The organism is Microbacterium sp. UFMG61, assembly GCF_015354505.1.
Lineage (GTDB): Bacteria > Actinomycetota > Actinomycetes > Actinomycetales > Microbacteriaceae > Microbacterium.
In genome coordinates this window covers 63346-79920 of record NZ_JACAFP010000006.1, presented here as the reverse complement: position 1 = coordinate 79920, position 16575 = coordinate 63346, and the positions used below count along the sequence as shown (strand labels likewise).

Sequence of the window (16575 nt, the reverse complement as noted above, 5' to 3'; positions counted from 1 at the left end):
CCCTGTCTCTCACATCGAGGAGTAGGCGACGATTCCGCGGCGCACTCCGTCGAGGGCGGTACGTGCGTTCCTCGCGAGCACGGAGTCCTCGGCGACGATCGAGAGCTGGTCCAGAAGATCGATCGTCTGCTTGGTCCACCGGACGAAGTCCCCCGCCGCCATGTCCGCGTCGATGAGGACTCTGTCGAGCGAGGCCCCTCGGGCCCACGAATGCATGGCCCCGGCGAGCCCGGCGGCCAGCGGCTCGGAGCCGGGCAGGTGGTGATCCTTCTCGAGATCGTCCAGCTCCGCCCACAGGGTGGTGGTCTTCTCATAGGCGCTGCGGAACGCTCCTCGAGGCAGACCCCGCTCCCCCGAATTCGCCTCATCGCGTCGGGGCTCGTAGACCAGACAGCACGCCATGGCGGCGAGCGACGGCGCATCCAAGCCCTGCCAGAGCCCCTGGCGCAGAGACTCCGCGATGAGGAGGTCACGCTCGCCGTAGATCCTGCGCATCGTGCGTCCGGCCGCCGTGAGCGACATCTCGCTGCCGTCCCGGTGCAGGTAGTCCAGCGTCTCCAGCACCTCGACCACGCGATCGAACACACGAGCGACGGTGCCCGTGCGGTTCCCGATCTGACGGCGGATGCGATCCGTCTGCCGCTTCAGCTTCCAGTAGCGCTCGGCCCAGCGCGCGTGCGCCTCCCGATCGGGACAGCGATGGCATCCGTGCCGCTGCATCCTCGTGCGCAGATTCTGGATCTGCTTCAGTCGCTTCTCCCGCGCCACGCGCGGAGCGTTCGAGTCCTGACGGTTCTTCTTCTCGAGATCGCTGAGCTCGCGACGGATGGCCGCGTAGTCCATGAAGTCACCGTGCTCGCAGACCATGGAGGCCGCATAGCCCTCGAGGGACACCTCGGCCTCGCGCACCTGACGCGCGAGACCGACCACCGCTCGGTCAGCCTGGAACTGCGCGAACGACGATTCGAGAACCTCACGCGCGCGCGGCTTGCCGAACAGGTCGATGAGGTTCACAGCCATGTTGTAGGTCGGTCTGAAGCTCGAGTTCAGAGGATACGTGCGACGAGATGCCAGGGCGGCGACCGCCTGCGGGTCCATGCCCTCGGTCCACTGCACCACAGCGTGTCCCTCGACATCGATTCCGCGGCGTCCGGCACGGCCGGTCAGCTGCGTGTACTCGCCCGAGGTGATGGCGACGCGGGCTTCCCCGTTGAACTTCTCCATCTTCTCGAGCACCACGGTCCGCGCGGGCATGTTGATTCCGAGAGCCAGCGTCTCGGTGGCGAAGACCACCTTGACGAGCTTTCGCTGATAGAGCTCCTCGACGACCTCCTTGAATGCCGGCAGGAGGCCGGCATGATGCGCGGCCACACCGCGCTCGAGATTGTCGAGCCACTCCCAGTAACCGAGGACTCCGAGGTCCTCCTCCTGCAGAGTGCGGGTGCGTTCTTCGACGATCGCCCGGATCTCCTCGCGCTCCTCGTGGGAGGTGAGGCGGAGACCCGATCGACGGACCTGCTGGACCGCCGCATCGCATCCGACGCGGCTGAAGATGAAGAAGATGGCGGGCAGCAGATTCGCACGTTCCAGCAACCGGATGACGTCCGGGCGATCGAGTCGTTCGATGCGGCGCACGTTGGCCGAGCGGACAGCACGGCGCCCGCCCCGCGGCGGCCGCGGGGCCTGCCTGCCGGCGTGCCGATTGCTGCGGTAGGCCTGTGCCTCGCGGTTGCTGTCGTAGTTCGAGCCGGTGAACGACCGGATGCGCATCAGCTCCTGGTTCACCTTGGCCGTCGCGAGGCCTGCGCGATCGTCGAACAGCGGAAGCAGATCGTCCCGTACGAGCACATGCTGCTCGAGAGGAACGGGGCGGATCTCCGAGACGATGACGTCGGTGTCACCTCGCACGGTGTCGAGCCAGTCGCCGAACTCCTCTGCATTCGAGACGGTGGCGCTGAGCGAGACGAGCCGCACGTGCTGCGGCAGATGGATGATGACCTCTTCCCACACCGCGCCGCGGAAACGATCGGCGAGGTAGTGGACCTCGTCCATCACGACGAAACGCAGATCACGCAGGGCCGCGGAGTCGGCATAGATCATGTTGCGCAGGACTTCGGTGGTCATCACGACGATGCGAGCGTTGCCGTTGATGTTCGTGTCACCGGTGAGCAATCCCACGTCGTCGGGCCCGTAGACGTCGACGAGCTCGCGGAACTTCTGGTTCGACAGCGCTTTCATCGGGGTCGTGTAGAACGCCTTGTCGCGCGGCGTCTGCATCGCCAGATGAATCGCGAACTCACCCACGATGGTCTTGCCGGCACCGGTGGGGGCTGCCACGAGAACGCTGTTCCCGCGCTCGAGCGCGTGGCACCCCTCGATCTGGAACGGATCGAGCTCGAACCGCTGCTTCGCCGCGAATGCGGCGGTCTCCGGGTTGCCGGCAGCGGCGCGGGCCGCCGCATACCGCTCGGACGGAGAACTCATGCGGCGTCGGGCACGACGCCCGCGGCACTGTCGAGTCTGCGCTTACGACGGTCGAAGAGCATCGAGACCAGCGTCGCCGCGAAGTAGAGCACGATCATCGCGCCCATGAGCAGCAGCATCGAGAACACATCGGCGGGCGGCGTGGTCACCGCGGCGAACAGCGTGCACACGAGGATCGCGACACGCCATCCCTTCAGGATCTCCTTGCCCGAGACCACCCCCGCAAGGTTGAGCGCGACGAGGAACACGGGAAGCACGAAGGCGATGCCGACCACGAGGAGGAATTTGAACACGAAGTCGTAGTACGCCGAATAGTCGAAGAACTGCGCCATGCCCTGCGGGACGAACCCCGCCATGATCTCGATCACGTGCGGCAGCACGAAGAACGCGACCGTGCACCCGCCGAAGAAGAGGGGAATCGCCGCGCCGAGGAACCCCCAGGTGTACTGGGTCTCCTTCTTCGTGAGGCCAGGCATGATGAACGCCCAGATCTGCCAGAGCCAGACGGGCGCCGAGATCAAGAGACCGATCGCGAAGGCGATGCGCATCCGCAGATCGAACCCGCTCGTCACGGTGGTGAAGTTGAGCCCGACATACTCTTTGCCCTGCTGCTCGGCGATCGTGCGAATCGGGATCGAGAGAAGATCGATGATCGGCCCTGTGACGATGAAGGCGATGATCATGCCGACCACCAGAGCAGCCGCAGCGAACACCAGACGCTTGCGGAGCTCGATCAGGTGCGATCCGAGCGACATCCGCTTGTCGCGGCTCGGCGCCTGTCGGTCGGCGGAATCCAGAGCCGACACGGATCAGGCGGATCGAGGAGGCTGACCCGGGTCGGAGTCGCGAGCCGTCACCGTCGTCTCCGGAGCGACGGACTGCTGCGGTGCCGCAGCGTCCTTGTTCGTCTCGTCCGAAGCGTCGTCGTTCTTCATAGCCTTCATCTCGCCCTTGAAGACCCGGGCGGACTGACCGAGGCTCTTGGCCAGCGCCGGCAGCTTCGCCGCGCCGAAAAGCAGCAGGATGACGGCGAGGATGATCAGCAGATGTGGCCAACCGAAAGCGCCCATGATTCTCCTTCGTCGTTTTCTAGAGTCTAACCGGCGTCGCCCTGGTCCGGGTCACGGTAGAGGGCGAGTCCTGCCGCAGCCCACTCCCGGGCGGCAGCGCGAGCGATGGCGGGCTCGACCACGTCGAGAGCGCACCCGAATCGTCCGGCGAAGCGTTTGATCCCCCGAGGATCCGCAAGTCGCAGTCTCGCCGTGACGATGCCGTCCTCGATGACCATGTCGTCCGAGCTGAGGAAGTCGCCGAGGAGTGGAGCGACTCGCTCGGGGAGCCGCACACGAACCTCGCCTTCCTCATCGATCGCGCTGAAGGCCTCCGGCACCTGATCGCCGGCGTGCGTGATCGGGATGTCGGTGAGGCGGGCGTCACTCACGCGGTCGAGGTGGAAGGTGCGCATGGCCTCGCGCATGTGGCACCAGCCCTGCAGGTACCACTGCGCGTTGGTGATCAGGATCTGCACGGGGTCGACGGTGCGCGTGGTCGGCGCCGCATCAGGAGCCTGATATGTGAAAGCGACGGCGACGCCCTGCTGAACCGCCTGCGAGACCACCTGCCGCACCTCGTCGACCGCGCTCGGCGCGACCACGACCTCCGCGGGCGCATCCGCCGCACCTCGGGAGAGCTTCGAGATCAGGCCACTGACGAGTCCCGAGTCCGAGACCGCGGGCACGGCCGCAACCATCTGGAGTCCGGCCAGCAGAGCCGCTGCTTCCCGAGCGGTGAACCTCGGCACTCGCCGAAGCGCGACGTCATTCGTGATCTCGATGATGTCTTCCTGATCGAGGAGATCCCAGTTGATGTCGAACAGTTCCTGCGGCTGCTGCCAGAAACCGGCGTCACCGGGCAGCCCGATGACGGTGAGCTTCTCGACCATCTGACGCATCTCGCTCGGGGTCACCCCGAACTCCTCCGCGGCTTCAGCGAGCGACACCTGACCGAGTTCGAGCAGATAGGGCACGAGCGTGAGGTAGACCCGAACACGATCCGAGGCCAACAGCGGCTTCGACTGAGCACTCATCAGGAATCCTCCTGATCGGAGTTCGCGGCGACGACGGCGGTGAGCCTGGCGATCACCGCGTCGCGCAGCGCGGCCGGCTCGACGACGCGAACCTCAGGGCCGTAAGAGGCGAGCTCGTCGGCGAGGATGTGCAGGTCGACGAAGGGCACCTGGATGCCCTGTTTCGCGGGCGCGGCTCGGCGCCCGAGCCGCAGGGCCGCCTCGGTCCCGGGAGTGACCTCGAGCAGTGCGGCGTTCTGAGCCGCCACCTTCTCGAGGCCGGACAGAGCTCGCTCCCCCGCTCCCTCTCGAAGATCGGCGTCGAACGACGTCGCGGTCACGCGCACGTCACCGACGATACGACTGAGCAGGAACATGCGGTCGGCCTCGATGTCGACGTCGACGCCGTAGACATGCCAGCGTGCCTCATAGTCGACGAGCGCGAGCGGACGGATGCTTCTCCGGCGCGGTGTCTGCTCGCCGGGCTTGAGGTAGTCGAAGACGACCACCCGGCACTTCTCGATCGCCTCTTGCAGCTGGGGAAATGCGGCATCCCGTGCTGTGATGCGCGGCGCGAAGCCGATGATGGGCTCATCGCCGTCGATACCGAGGGCTCGGATCTTCCGGACGCCGGCCTTGGCGTCGCCCGAGGCGGACTCTGCGCTCCACACGCTTCCGGCCAGCTGCAGCACAGCCAGTTCCGCCGGAGAGAAGACGATGTCGTCCGGGAGGTCATATTCCGCCTGCGGAATACGGTAGCGAGCCTCTCGCAGGTCGTTCGGATCTGCGAGATCGCCGATGGTCTCGACGGGCACCCCGAGCGTGCGAAGCTCGTCCTTGTCACGCTCGAACATCTTCTCGAGCGCATCCGACCTCGCGCCGGCATCCGCGCGCTGGCGGTATCCCGAGACGTTGTCGAGGATCTGCTGCTTGGTCAACCCGATCTCCGTGGCCATGAGCGCCACGACGAGATTCGTCAGGCGCTCCTCCGCGGGAATCCGGGTCGCCATCACTGCTCCGGAACGGGAACGGTCCCCAGGATGTCGACGACGATGGCGGTCGCAGAAGCCCCCTCGGCCCCGGGCGCCACGACGAGCAACTGAGAGCCGACGGTCGCGCCGACGAGTTCCGCGGCTGCGATGCCGATGTTGGGCTCCGCACCCCAGGTGCTCGAGACGACGGTCTTGTCGTCCCACCCGACGGCCATGATGTTCGTCACGACGACCGAGTCCTTCTCGACTTCCGCTCCGTCGCCCTCGATCAGCGTCTGCGTGATCGTCGAGGTCGGAGCGGCGCTGTCGGGGATGATGATTCCGGGGGTTCCGTCGGGAGCACGCACCACCGTCGGGAGACCGCGCGCGTCGTTGAACCGCGAGGCTCCCTCGGCCTTGGCAAGGTGCACGTCGAGGACATCGATGACCGCGACGACGTTCTCACCGTCAGCAAGCCCGAACGCCTCGACGTTGGTCTCGCCGAAGTCCTCGGGCGTCAGGACGGCGACGGTGCGCGTACCGCCGGTCGCACACTCGAGAACCGACTCGAGACCCGGCGACCGCTGGGCCCAGTAGGCGATGTTGTGCACGCGGCTGAGGTCGCCGTTGTACTCCGACTCGTAGAGCTTGTCGCCGCTGTCGCCGCCGTAGAACGTGATGTCGAGCACCAGGGGCTGGACCGAGGTCGTCAGCGCCTCGCCGTCGCCGACGACCGCATCGGAGAACGAGGTGGACGATGACTTCACCGGGGTGAACACCGTGACGTCGGGAGTCTCACCGAGGTCACCCTCGACCGTCACGGAGTCAGCGACGCTCGACGAACCCGAGCGATCGCAGGCCGCGCCGGCGAACGTCGGTGCCGCAGTGCACCCGGTCAGAGCGAGGACGGCGAGGCTGAGAGTGGCCAGAACGGCGGACGTTTTACGCACGCGCTCCAGTCTATTCCGTCGTGACGTCGGATTCGCGCGATGCCGCTGCGATGCGCGCGCCTTCCGCCGCCTTCGCCGCCTCGCGAGCTCGCTTGCGCAGATTCTTGTCGTTGATCACCCGATCGCCCACCGCGCCCGGTGTCCAGAGCTCGACGTCGTCGTCGCCGTAGCTGCTCTTCGACGCTCGGCGCTTCACAGACGGTGCGATCGCACCCGGAGCGAGCCGGCGTGCGGTCAACAGGAAGCCGGTGTGAGCGACCATGCGGTGATCGGGTCGCACGGCGAGCCCCTCGACGTGCCATCCGCGGACCATGGTCTCGGATGCGTCGGGGTCGGTGAAGAGTCCGGTACCGCGAATGTACTCGGCCACACGTGAGAGCTGAGTCGCTGTCGCGACGTAGCAGAGGACGACGCCACCCGGCGTGAGAGCCTCGGCCACCACGTCCATGCACTCCCAGGGAGCCAGCATGTCGAGCACGACCCGGTCGACGGAGCCCGACGGGAACTCCGAAGGCAGCGCCTCGGCGAGATCGCCGACGACGACGTTCCAGGTGTCAGGCATCTCGCCGAAGAAGGTCTCGACGTTGCCGCGGGCGACCTCGGCGAAGTCGTCCCTGCGCTCGAAGGACACCAGACGACCGGCCGGGCCGATCGCTCGCAGCAGCGACAGCGACAGTGCTCCGGACCCCACGCCGGCCTCGACCACAACCGCCCCCGGGAAGATGTCCGCCTGCATCACGATCTGCGCGGCATCCTTCGGATAGACGATGGCCGCACCGCGGGGCATCGACATGGCGAAGTCCCGAAGCAGAGGCCGAAGCGCCAGGTAATCGTGGCCCGAGCTGTTCGGCACGACGGAGCCGTCGGGCAGTCCGATGAGGTCGCGGTGACGGAGCACGCCCTGGTGGGTGTGCAACTCGCCGTCTTCGCGGAGGGTGACGGTGTGCAGACGGCCCTTCGGCCCCGTGAGCTGCACGCGATCCCCCGCTCGAAACGGGCCGCTCGGCCTCGACGCGCCGCTCTCGGTCGGAGCGTTCGGCGCGGTCTTCTCGGTCGGCGCGGTGGCGTCGGTCATCGGGTGGCTCCGGTCGTAGATGCCTGGCGGTCGAAGAGATCGATCAGGTCGGCCGCGGTTCGGCCTTCGAGGGTGGGCCAGAGCTCGTGGGCCCCGACATGATCGAGAGACACGATGTGCGGCACGCCGAGCGCGACGGCGCCCGCCGCGAGTCCCGCGCGCAGCCCCGTCGGGGAGTCCTCGATCACCACGGCGTCCGCGATGTCGATCTCGAGCAGCGACGCGGCATGCAGGTAGGGCTCGGGGTGCGGTTTCGGGTTCGTGACGTCGTCGCCCGCGACGACGATGTCGAACGCCTCGAACTCCATGAGGTCGACGACCCCGAGGGCCATCCGGCGCAGTGACATCGTCACGAGCCCCGTCGGTATGCCGACTCTGCGGAGGCTCTGCAACAGTTCCCGCGCGCCGGGGCGGAAGGGGATGCCCTGCGTTCTGAGCGCATGCTGCACCCCGTCGGTGAGCAGGGAGATGATCGCCTCGGCCTCCATGTCGACACCGGCGTTCTGCAGGATGATCGCGCTGTCGATCAGCCCGTTGCCGACGAGTTGCAGAGCATCCTCGTGCGTCCAGGTTCCCCCGAAGGATTCGACCAGCGAGGTCTCGGCGGCCATCCAGTACGGTTCCGTGTCGACGAGGGTTCCGTCCATGTCCCAGAGGATCGCGCGGGGCTGTCTGCTCACCGAACCATGTTACCCGTGGCTGCGCCCGCTCCCCGTCCGGGCGGGCTAGCCTGGAGGGATAGGGTTCCGGCGACCACGAAGGGAGACCCCGATGGATGTTCTCGGTTCACGCATCGTCATCGCCGCCTTCGATGGCTGGAACGATGCCGGAGAGGCGGCGAGCGGCGCGGTCGCGGCGCTGCGCGCGAATACGGACTACGACCTCGTCCATTCGGTCGATCCGGAGCTGTACTTCGACTACCAGTACACGCGACCCGCGACGAAGATGGATGCCGAGGGGCGCCGTCGGCTCACCTGGCCCGAGGCCGGTCTCTGGCGTCCGCGCAATCCCGGACCGGGGCCCGAATTCTGGGTGCTCACCGGCGTGGAGCCGGCGCGGACCTGGCAGTCCTTCGCCGCGGAGTTCATCGACATCGCACTGCGCGACGACGTCACCGGCCTCGTCACGCTGGGCGCGATGCTCTCGGATGTGCCGCACACACGGCCGATCTCGATCTTCGCCTCGAGTCAGAACGACCAGGTGCGCGAGGCCCATGGCCTCGAGCGCTCGATGTATGAGGGTCCCGTGGGCATCCTCAGCGTCTTCGAGCATTTCGCCGAGAGCGCGGGGATCCCGACGGCGAGTCTCTGGGCGAGCGTGCCGCACTACGTGGCATCCGCCACCCCCTCGCCGAAGGTCACGTTGGCGCTCCTCGACCGCTTGGAGGAGCTGACCGGAGTCGTGGTCGCGAACAGCAATCTGCGCACCGAGGCCGCCGCGTGGGAGGCATCGATCGATGCCGCCGCGGCCGACGACGAGGACATGGCGGAGTACATCCGCCAGCTCGAGCAGACCAGGGACACGTGGGACTCCCCGGATGCATCCGGCGACGCGATCGCCCAGGCGTTCGAGCGCTACCTGCGCCGGCGCGGCGACGGCCCGAGCGACCACAAGCGCTGAGCCGGCGGTCGCGCGCCTCGTGTCTCGAGGCCGCCGCTCCGCTCTGAGACCCACCTCCCACAGGTGGGTCTCGTGCGTGATCCCGGGTCTGAGTTCGGTCCCGTGTCAGGCCGCGATCACGCCGGTGCCGAGTAGCACCAGCAGCACGGTGCCGAGCAGGATGCGGTAGATCACGAACGGCAGGAAGCTCCGCTTCGAGATGTAGTTCATGAAGAAAGCGATCACGCCGAGTGCGACGACGAAGGCGATGCCCGTCGCGGCGAGCGTGTCGCCGAAGGAGAAGAACGAGGGCTCGTCCCAGCTCTTGAACAGCTGGTAGAAGCCGCTGCCGAACACGGCCGGGATGGCGAGGAGGAAAGCATAGCGTGCCGCGGCGGCACGCTCGTAGCCGAGGAACAGGCCCATCGTGATGGTCCCGCCCGAGCGCGAGACGCCCGGGATCAGCGCGAGTGCCTGCGCGAATCCGTACGCGACGCCGTGCGGGTACGTGAGCTGGTCGAGCTTACGGCGCTTGGCGCCGACGTGGTCGGCGATGCCGAGCAGGATGCCGAAGACGATCAGCATGATCGCGACGATCCACAGGGACCGGAAGACGGTCTCGATCTGGTCCTGGAACAGCAGACCGAGAACGACGATCGGGATGCTGCCGATGATGATCATCCACCCCATGCGGGCATCGGGATCGGTGCGAGGAACCCTGCCTGTCAGCGAGCGGAACCACTGTGCGATGATCCGGACGATGTCGCGCCAGAAGAAGACCACGACGGCGGCCTCCGTGCCGATCTGCGTGATCGCCGTGAACGCCGCACCGGGGTCTTCGCCGGAGGGAAGGAACGTTCCGAGGATGCGCAGATGCGCGCTGGAGGAGATCGGAAGGAACTCGGTGAGTCCCTGGACGATTCCGAGGATGAGCGCTTCGAACAGGTGCATGGATGGGCCTTCTCGGTAGTGGGGCTGCGCAGGCGGATCCCGGGGCTCAGTACGTGCGCAGCAGATCGGCCAGCACCCGCTGGCCGAAGACAAGCGATTCTACGGGTACCCGCTCGTCGACTCCGTGGAACATGCCCGTGAAGTCCAGATCGGCGGGAAGGCGGAGCGGAGCGAACCCGTACCCGGTGATGTTCAGAGAGGCGAGAGCCTTGTTGTCGGTGCCCGCGCCCAACAGGTACGGGATCACGGGCACCCCGGGGTCGTGGCGGCCCAGACTCGCCACCATCGCCTCGACGAGGGCGCCTTCGAACGGCGTCTCCATGCCGATATCGCGCACCACGATCTCGATCTCGATCTCATCGCCGACGATCTGCTGCAGCTCCGCCAGCACGTCATCCTCCGTCCCGGGGATGACACGCACGTCGATCAGAGCCTCCGCCCGCTCCGGGATGACGTTGTGCTTGTAGCCGGCCGTGAGGGCCGTGGGATTGGTGGTCGTGCGGAACGACGACCGCAGAAAAGCCTCTGCGGGACCCGCGGCCGCGGCGAGAGCATCCGGATCATCGATGGACCGTCCCGTGAGGTCACTCAGGCCACGCAGCAGAGCCTCTGTGGTGGCTGTGAGGCGCAGGGGCCAGCGGGTGCGTCCGATGGCGGCCACAGCCTCGGCGAGCGTGGTGACGGCGTTGTCGTCGTGCAGACGGCTGCCGTGTCCTGCCCGCCCTTTCGCGACGAGGCGGATCCAGATCAGGGCCTTCTCGCCCACCTGCAGCAGGTACGCGCGACGGTCGTCGACGGTGATCGAGTATCCGCCCACCTCGCTGATCGCTTCTGTGGCACCGGCGAACCATTCCGGGCGGTTCTGCACGACGAGCGCCGAACCCTCCACTCCCCCGTTCTCCTCGTCCGCGAAGAACGCCAGCACGAGGTCGCGCGCGGGCTGCTCGCCGGCACGCAGGATGTCGGCCACGGCTGTGAGGATCATCGCGTTCATGTTCTTCATGTCGACAGCGCCACGACCCCACAGCATCCCGTCACGCACTTCACCTGCGAAGGGGTCGACCGTCCAGTCCTCCGCCATCGCAGGCACGACGTCGAGGTGCCCGTGCACGACCAGGGCGGACTTCTGGGAATCACGACCGCGCACCCGCGCCATGACGTTCGTGCGGCGCTCGATCGGCTCGTAGTACTCGACTTCCAGGCCGAGTCCCTGCAGGTACGCCCCCACGTACTCGGCGGCCTCGCGCTCACCCTTGGCGTTGCCGCCGCCGAAGTTCGAGGTGTCGAAGCGGATCAGGTCCTGCGCGATGCGCACCACTTCGGGAAGGGACGGTTCGGTCATGCTGACCAGGCTATCGAAATGCCGTGGCGCGCCCGGGAAACGCGCTCGGTTTCGGGGTGGGCTGAAGCGCGTGCTAATGTAAATCTTCGTTCGGCAACGAACATCCAACACCTGCGCGGGTGGCGGAATGGTAGACGCGCTACGTTGAGGTCGTAGTGCCCGTAAGGGCGTGGGGGTTCAAGTCCCCCTCCGCGCACAGCATAAAAGGCTCCGGAACCACTGGTTCCGGAGCCTTTCTTCGTTCCGCCCGCCCGAGGCGGGGCCGCGACTTCTAGACGGCCCCGACCCCGAACAGGAGCCCGAGACCGTAGGTGATCGCTGCCGCGCCGAACCCGATCGCCAGCTGACGGAGCGCACGACGCAGAGGCGGCCCGCCCGACAGGATGCCGACCATCGCGCCGGTCGTGAGCAGCGCGACACCGACGAGCACGAGCGCGACGATCACCGCGGCGGTGCCCTCCAGTCCGAAGATCCACGGCAGGACGGGGATGATCGCGCCGGAGGCGAAGAGCAGGAAGCTCGAGAGCGCCGCCGTCCAATCGCTCCCGACGATCTCGTGGTCGGAGCCCGGATGCACGTTCACCGGCCCGGTCGCGGTCCGCTCCACGCCGGCACGAGCCGCCGCCACGATGCGACGGGCCCGCTCGAGGGCCTCGGCCTGTTCGATGCCTCGCGCGCGGTAGACGAGCGCGAGCTCGTTCTCATCGATGTCGAGGTCGGCAGCCGACGCCGCCGCATCCTCATTCGCCTCCGTGGCTGCGAGCAGCTCGCGCTGCGAGCGGACCGAGACGAACTCCCCCGCCCCCATCGACAGCGCACCGGCGAGAAGGCCTGCGACACCGCTGAAGAGGACGAAGCCCGAGCTGACCCCGGTGGCCCCGATGCCGAGCACCAGCGCGAGGTTGCTGACGAGGCCGTCGTTGGCGCCGAACACGGCCGCGCGGAACGAGCCGGAGAGCCGTCGCCTGCCGCGTGCGGCGAGTCCCCTCACGACCTCGTAGTGCACCTTCTCGTCGGCACGCATGGCGGGGGTCGCGTACTGTTCCGAGTCGTACGGCGACCGCGCCTCGGCGCTCTGCGCGAGAGCGAGCACGAAGATCGATCCGAAACGACCCGCCATCCAGCCGAGCAGACGTGAACGGATGCCGGCGCGGGGCAGACGCGCCGGCTCAGCACCGAGCAGATCGAGCCAGTGCTGCTCGTGGCGACGCTCGGCGTCGGCGAGGCTCAGCAGGATCTGCTGCTCCTCACCGGTGCGACGCTGAGCGAGTCGCTGATAGACGGTGCCTTCGGCGCGCTCCTCGACGAGGTAGCGCGCCCAGCGGCGGCGGTCGGCGGCAGTCGGTTCCGCAGTGGCAGCGGGGGCTGTCATTCGATACTCCTGGGTACTGGGCCCCGAGGCGCGGGGCGACCCTTAAACGCTAGCCGCGGTCGTCGCGACGGGTTGTGTCGAGACCGGGATTGCCAGGATTTCGGGCCTCCGAACAGCGGTGTCTCAGACGACGGATCGTCCGCGTCTCAGGACCGTACGCGCTTGCGCAGCACCTCGATGCGGGCCTGCAGCTGCGTGACCGTGGCCTGCGCGACCGCCGGGCCTCCGCAGATGCGACGGAGCTCTGCATGAACGGCACCGTGCGGCTCGCCCTTCTGCCGCGCGTACAGGCCGACGAGGCTGTTGAGCAGTTGACGCTGCTCTTTGAGCGTCCGGTGCAGTGGGGCGGGGAGAGTCGTCGTCTCCGTGGGCGACGCCGTCGCCTCTCGCGCCTCGCGGAGCCGCGATTGCCGGGCCTGACGCTGCATGAGGAGTTCGTGGACATGCTCCGGCTCGAGGAGCCCGGGGAAACCGATGAACTCCTCCTCCTCCGGTGTCCCGGGCTCGGCGAGCTGACCGAATTCCTGCCCTTCGAACACGACACGATCGAAGTGCGCGACGGACGACAGAGCCTGGTAGCTGAACTCCTGAGTCAGCGCGTCGGACGCATCATCCTCGCGGTTCGCGCTCTCGAGCAGCGAATCCTCGAGACCGTCGTCGTCTTTGGACTGCCTGTCGAGCGCGTGGTCGCGCTGCTTGTCCATCTCGTTCGCGAGGCCCATGAGCACGGGGACCTGTGGGAGGAACACACTCGCGGCTTCTCCGCGGCGTCGCGCCCGCACGAATCGTCCGATGGCCTGCGCGAAGAACAGCGGCGTCGACGACGACGTGGCATACACGCCGACCGCGAGCCGAGGGACATCGACGCCCTCGGACACCATCCTCACCGCGACCATCCACCGCGCATCGCCGGCGCTGAACTTCTCGATGCGCTCGGAGGCTGTCGCGTCGTCCGACAGCACGACCGTGGGCTGCTGACCGGTGATGCTGTGCAGGATCTTCGCATACGCGCGGGCGACGGTCTGGTCGGTCGCGAGCACGAGCCCACCGGCATCCGGCACATGGTGCCGGATCTCACTGAGCCGACGATCCGCCGCGGAGAGCACCGCCGGCATCCACTCGCCCTCGGGGTCGAGTGCCGTGCGCCATGCCTGCGAGGTGACGTCCTTCGTGTTGTCCTGACCGAGGTGCGTCTCCAGTTCGTCACCCGTGCTCGTGCGCCACCGCATCTTGCCGGCGTACATGTGGAACAGAACCGGTCGCACGACGCCGTCGGCGAGAGCGCGCCCGTAACCGTAGTTGTAGTCCGTCCGCGAGATGCGCGCCCCCGAATCGTCGGGGTGGTACTCGACGAACGGGATCGGGGCGGTGTCGCTACGGAACGGTGTGCCCGACAGCAGGAGGCGCCGCTTGGCTGGTCCGTAGGCGTCCCGGATCGCGTCACCCCAGCTGAGCGCGTCGCCGCCGTGATGCACCTCGTCGAGCACGACCAGCGTGCGGGCATCCTCCGTGAGGTGTCGATGCACCGAGGATTTCGCCGCCACCTGCGCATACGTGACGACAGCGCCGTGATAATGGCGAGCCGGAGCCCAGTCGCTGTTGCGGAAGCGCGGGTCGAGTCGGATGTGCACGCGCGCCGCGGCATCGGCCCACTGAGTCTTGAGATGCTCGGTCGGCGCGACCACGATGATGCGGTTGACTTCGCCCATGCGCATGAGTTCGACGGCCAGGGTCAGTGCGAAGGTCGTCTTTCCGGCGCCGGGTGTCGCAGCCACGAGGAAGTCACGTTGGTCGGCCTCGAAGTACTGCTCCAGAGCCTCCTGCTGCCACGCGCGCAGCTTGTTCGCGGTTCCCCAGGGGGCGCGCTGAGGAAAGGACGGAGAAAGCATCGACTCCACGATAATCGCTGCCACGGACACTCGGCGCCCCGTCGGCGCGGCGTGCTCGGCCTCGCCCTTCGATGCGCCGCACGAGTAGGCTCTTCCGGTGCGCCGCCACCATCGATGCGCCGCGCACGTTCGCGAAGGAGAGCTGGATGACCGACCAGGATTCGACCCGGACCCCGCATCTCGACAATGAGAGTCCGCACCCGTGGCGACGCTTCGTCGCGATCGGCGACTCGTTCACCGAGGGCATCGGAGACCCCGATCCCTCACACCCCGGGAGCCATCGGGGCTGGGCCGATCGGGTGGCCGAGGTCCTGTCGCAGCAGGTCGACGACTTCGCCTACGCCAACCTCGCGGTGCGTGGCAAGCTCATCTCACAGATCGTGCACGACCAGATCGAGCCGGCGGTCGCACTGCACCCCGACCTCATCTCGATCTGCGCCGGCGGAAACGACGTGATCCGCCCCGGCACCGACCCGGATGCCATAGCCGTCCAACTCGAAGATGCCGTCGCACGCCTGTCGTCGACCGGTGCGGCGATAGTGCTCTTCACCGGCGTCGACACTGCATTCACCCCGGTCTTCCGACCGTTCCGCGGCAAGGTGGCGATCTACAACGAGAACGTGCGAGCCATCGCAGATCGCCACGACTGCATCGTCGCCGATCAGTGGGCGCTGAAGACGGTTCAGGACATGCGGTTCTTCGACGACGACCGTTTGCACTACAACTCGCTCGGTCATCATGAGGTCGCGCGCATGGTGCTGCGCGCGCTCAACGTGCCGAACGACCTCGAGTCCATGCAGCCCGAGTCGCTCCCGATCCGCACATGGCGAGAGGCTCGCTCCGAGGATCTGGGGTGGGCACGTGAGCACCTCGTGCCCTGGGTGCTGCGACGATTGCGCCATCAGTCCTCGGGTGACCACATCATGGCCAAGCGGCCCGAGCCCTCACCCGTCGTTTTCCCCGACCTCGACTGACGGCACCGCGGGCAGACAGCTGTTCAGTGGGTCAGCGCGCTCCGAGCGCCCACAGCGCCACAGCCGCCGCGGAAGCGACGTTGAGCGAGTCCACTCCCCCGGACATGGGGATCGTCACGACCGTGTCGGCGTTCTCGAGCGCCGTGCGAGAGAGGCCGTCGCCCTCCGACCCCATGACGACGGCGACGCGCTCGGGGCGGTTCGCGACATAGGCGTCGAGCGTCACGGCCTCGTCGCTGAGGGCCAGAGCCGCGATGTCGAAGTGGGCCGCGTGGAGGTCTGAGACCGCCGATTCCCAGTCCAGGATGCGGGTCCACGGCACCTGGAAGACCGTTCCCATGCTCACGCGGACGCTGCGTCGGTAGAGAGGGTCCGCTCCCCCTGGCGACACGAGCACCGCGTCCGCTCCGAGACCGGCGGCTGCGCGGAAGGCCGCGCCGACATTCGTGTGATCGCCGACGTTCTCCAGGATCATCACGAGCGTCGCTCCGTCGATCACTTCGCGCACGCTCGGGAGCTCTGGGCGGTGCATCGATGCGATCGTGCCGCGGTGCACGGCGAAACCCGTGACCGCTTCGGCGACCTCGTCAGGGACCACGTACACCGGCACATCGAGATCACCCACGATCGCGTCGATGTCCTCGATGCGGCGCTCCTGCACGAGGACCGAGCGCGGGCGATGCCCCGCCGCGACCGCGCGCGCGATCACCTTCGTCGATTCGGCGATGTACAGCCCTCCGGCCGGGTCCTTCACCGTGCGGAGCGCCGTGTCGGTCAGCGCTCGATAGTCGTCGAGTCGTCGATCGTCCGGATTCGTCACGCGCAGCAGTTCCACGCGCCCCAGTCTGCCATCGCCCGCGTCGCCCACGCTGCGGGGCCCGGCGGAGCGCGGGCTGCTCTGCA

At 67.5% G+C, this 16575-nt stretch carries 15 protein-coding genes and 1 tRNA gene; 3 read left to right on the top strand and 13 right to left on the bottom strand.

The window, feature by feature from the left end; all coding sequences use genetic code 11:
- Nucleotides 1-9: 9 nt before the first annotated feature.
- From IXW21_RS08650 to IXW21_RS08615, 8 genes are read right to left on the bottom strand one after another with little or no spacing between them, the layout of a single operon-like run.
- Nucleotides 10-2484, bottom strand: coding sequence for a DEAD/DEAH box helicase (locus IXW21_RS08650; protein WP_194763863.1), 2475 nt, complete (start codon nucleotides 2482-2484; stop codon nucleotides 10-12).
- Nucleotides 2481-3239 (bottom strand): twin-arginine translocase subunit TatC, encoded by a 759-nt coding sequence (tatC, locus tag IXW21_RS08645; protein ID WP_194764036.1) that lies wholly within the window; start codon nucleotides 3237-3239, stop codon nucleotides 2481-2483. Before tatC ends, IXW21_RS08650 begins: the two co-directional genes overlap by 4 nt.
- 54 nt (nucleotides 3240-3293) lie before the next feature.
- Nucleotides 3294-3554, bottom strand: a complete 261-nt coding sequence (gene tatA, locus IXW21_RS08640) for a Sec-independent protein translocase subunit TatA (RefSeq protein WP_194763862.1) — start codon at nucleotides 3552-3554, stop codon at nucleotides 3294-3296.
- A gap of 26 nt (nucleotides 3555-3580) precedes the next feature.
- Nucleotides 3581-4570 carry a helix-turn-helix transcriptional regulator gene (locus IXW21_RS08635; protein ID WP_194763861.1) on the bottom strand — a complete coding sequence of 330 codons (990 nt, stop codon included), beginning with the start codon at nucleotides 4568-4570 and terminating at the stop codon, nucleotides 3581-3583.
- Nucleotides 4570-5559: a helix-turn-helix transcriptional regulator gene (locus IXW21_RS08630; RefSeq protein ID WP_194763860.1), complete on the bottom strand. Its 990-nt coding sequence runs from the start codon at nucleotides 5557-5559 to the stop codon at nucleotides 4570-4572. The genes IXW21_RS08635 and IXW21_RS08630 overlap by 1 nt, the downstream gene beginning before the upstream one ends.
- Nucleotides 5559-6470, bottom strand: a complete 912-nt coding sequence (locus IXW21_RS08625; RefSeq protein ID WP_194763859.1) for a hypothetical protein — start codon at nucleotides 6468-6470, stop codon at nucleotides 5559-5561. The genes IXW21_RS08630 and IXW21_RS08625 overlap by 1 nt, the downstream gene beginning before the upstream one ends.
- A gap of 10 nt (nucleotides 6471-6480) precedes the next feature.
- Entirely contained in the window at nucleotides 6481-7545 is a 1065-nt protein-coding gene (locus IXW21_RS08620; protein ID WP_194763858.1) for a tRNA (adenine-N1)-methyltransferase, read from the bottom strand.
- Nucleotides 7542-8225: an HAD family phosphatase gene (locus IXW21_RS08615; protein WP_323742199.1), complete on the bottom strand. Its 684-nt coding sequence runs from the start codon at nucleotides 8223-8225 to the stop codon at nucleotides 7542-7544. The genes IXW21_RS08620 and IXW21_RS08615 overlap by 4 nt, the downstream gene beginning before the upstream one ends.
- Before the next feature lie 91 nt (nucleotides 8226-8316).
- Between IXW21_RS08615 and IXW21_RS08610 the strand changes: the two genes are divergently transcribed.
- Nucleotides 8317-9165 carry a PAC2 family protein gene (locus tag IXW21_RS08610; protein ID WP_194763857.1) on the top strand — a complete coding sequence of 283 codons (849 nt, stop codon included), beginning with the start codon at nucleotides 8317-8319 and terminating at the stop codon, nucleotides 9163-9165.
- A 105-nt stretch (nucleotides 9166-9270) separates the two neighbouring features.
- On the opposite strand, the gene IXW21_RS08605 is transcribed toward IXW21_RS08610, so the two are convergent.
- Nucleotides 9271-10095, bottom strand: coding sequence for an undecaprenyl-diphosphate phosphatase (locus IXW21_RS08605; protein WP_194763856.1), 825 nt, complete (start codon nucleotides 10093-10095; stop codon nucleotides 9271-9273).
- 46 nt (nucleotides 10096-10141) lie between these two features.
- The gene (locus IXW21_RS08600; protein WP_194763855.1) at nucleotides 10142-11437 is read right to left on the bottom strand and encodes a M20/M25/M40 family metallo-hydrolase; all 1296 of its coding nucleotides are present in this window, start codon (nucleotides 11435-11437) and stop codon (nucleotides 10142-10144) included.
- 113 nt (nucleotides 11438-11550) lie between these two features.
- On the opposite strand from IXW21_RS08600, the gene IXW21_RS08595 reads away from it, so the two are divergent.
- Nucleotides 11551-11633: transfer RNA gene (locus IXW21_RS08595), tRNA-Leu, on the top strand.
- A gap of 75 nt (nucleotides 11634-11708) precedes the next feature.
- Here the strand turns inward: IXW21_RS08595 and IXW21_RS08590 are convergent.
- Together IXW21_RS08590 and IXW21_RS08585 are read right to left on the bottom strand one after the other, a co-directional pair.
- Nucleotides 11709-12809, bottom strand: a complete 1101-nt coding sequence (locus IXW21_RS08590; RefSeq protein WP_194763854.1) for a VIT1/CCC1 transporter family protein — start codon at nucleotides 12807-12809, stop codon at nucleotides 11709-11711.
- Nucleotides 12810-12955: 146 nt separating this feature from the next.
- The gene (locus IXW21_RS08585) at nucleotides 12956-14698 is read right to left on the bottom strand and encodes a DEAD/DEAH box helicase (RefSeq protein ID WP_194763853.1); all 1743 of its coding nucleotides are present in this window, start codon (nucleotides 14696-14698) and stop codon (nucleotides 12956-12958) included.
- Nucleotides 14699-14844: 146 nt separating this feature from the next.
- Here IXW21_RS08585 and IXW21_RS08580 point away from each other — a divergent pair, with 146 nt between their 5' ends.
- Nucleotides 14845-15672: an SGNH/GDSL hydrolase family protein gene (locus IXW21_RS08580; protein ID WP_194763852.1), complete on the top strand. Its 828-nt coding sequence runs from the start codon at nucleotides 14845-14847 to the stop codon at nucleotides 15670-15672.
- A gap of 31 nt (nucleotides 15673-15703) precedes the next feature.
- Here the strand turns inward: IXW21_RS08580 and IXW21_RS08575 are convergent, their stop codons facing one another.
- Nucleotides 15704-16507 carry a TrmH family RNA methyltransferase gene (locus tag IXW21_RS08575; RefSeq protein ID WP_194763851.1) on the bottom strand — a complete coding sequence of 268 codons (804 nt, stop codon included), beginning with the start codon at nucleotides 16505-16507 and terminating at the stop codon, nucleotides 15704-15706.
- Between the last annotated feature and the right edge of the window lie 68 nt (nucleotides 16508-16575).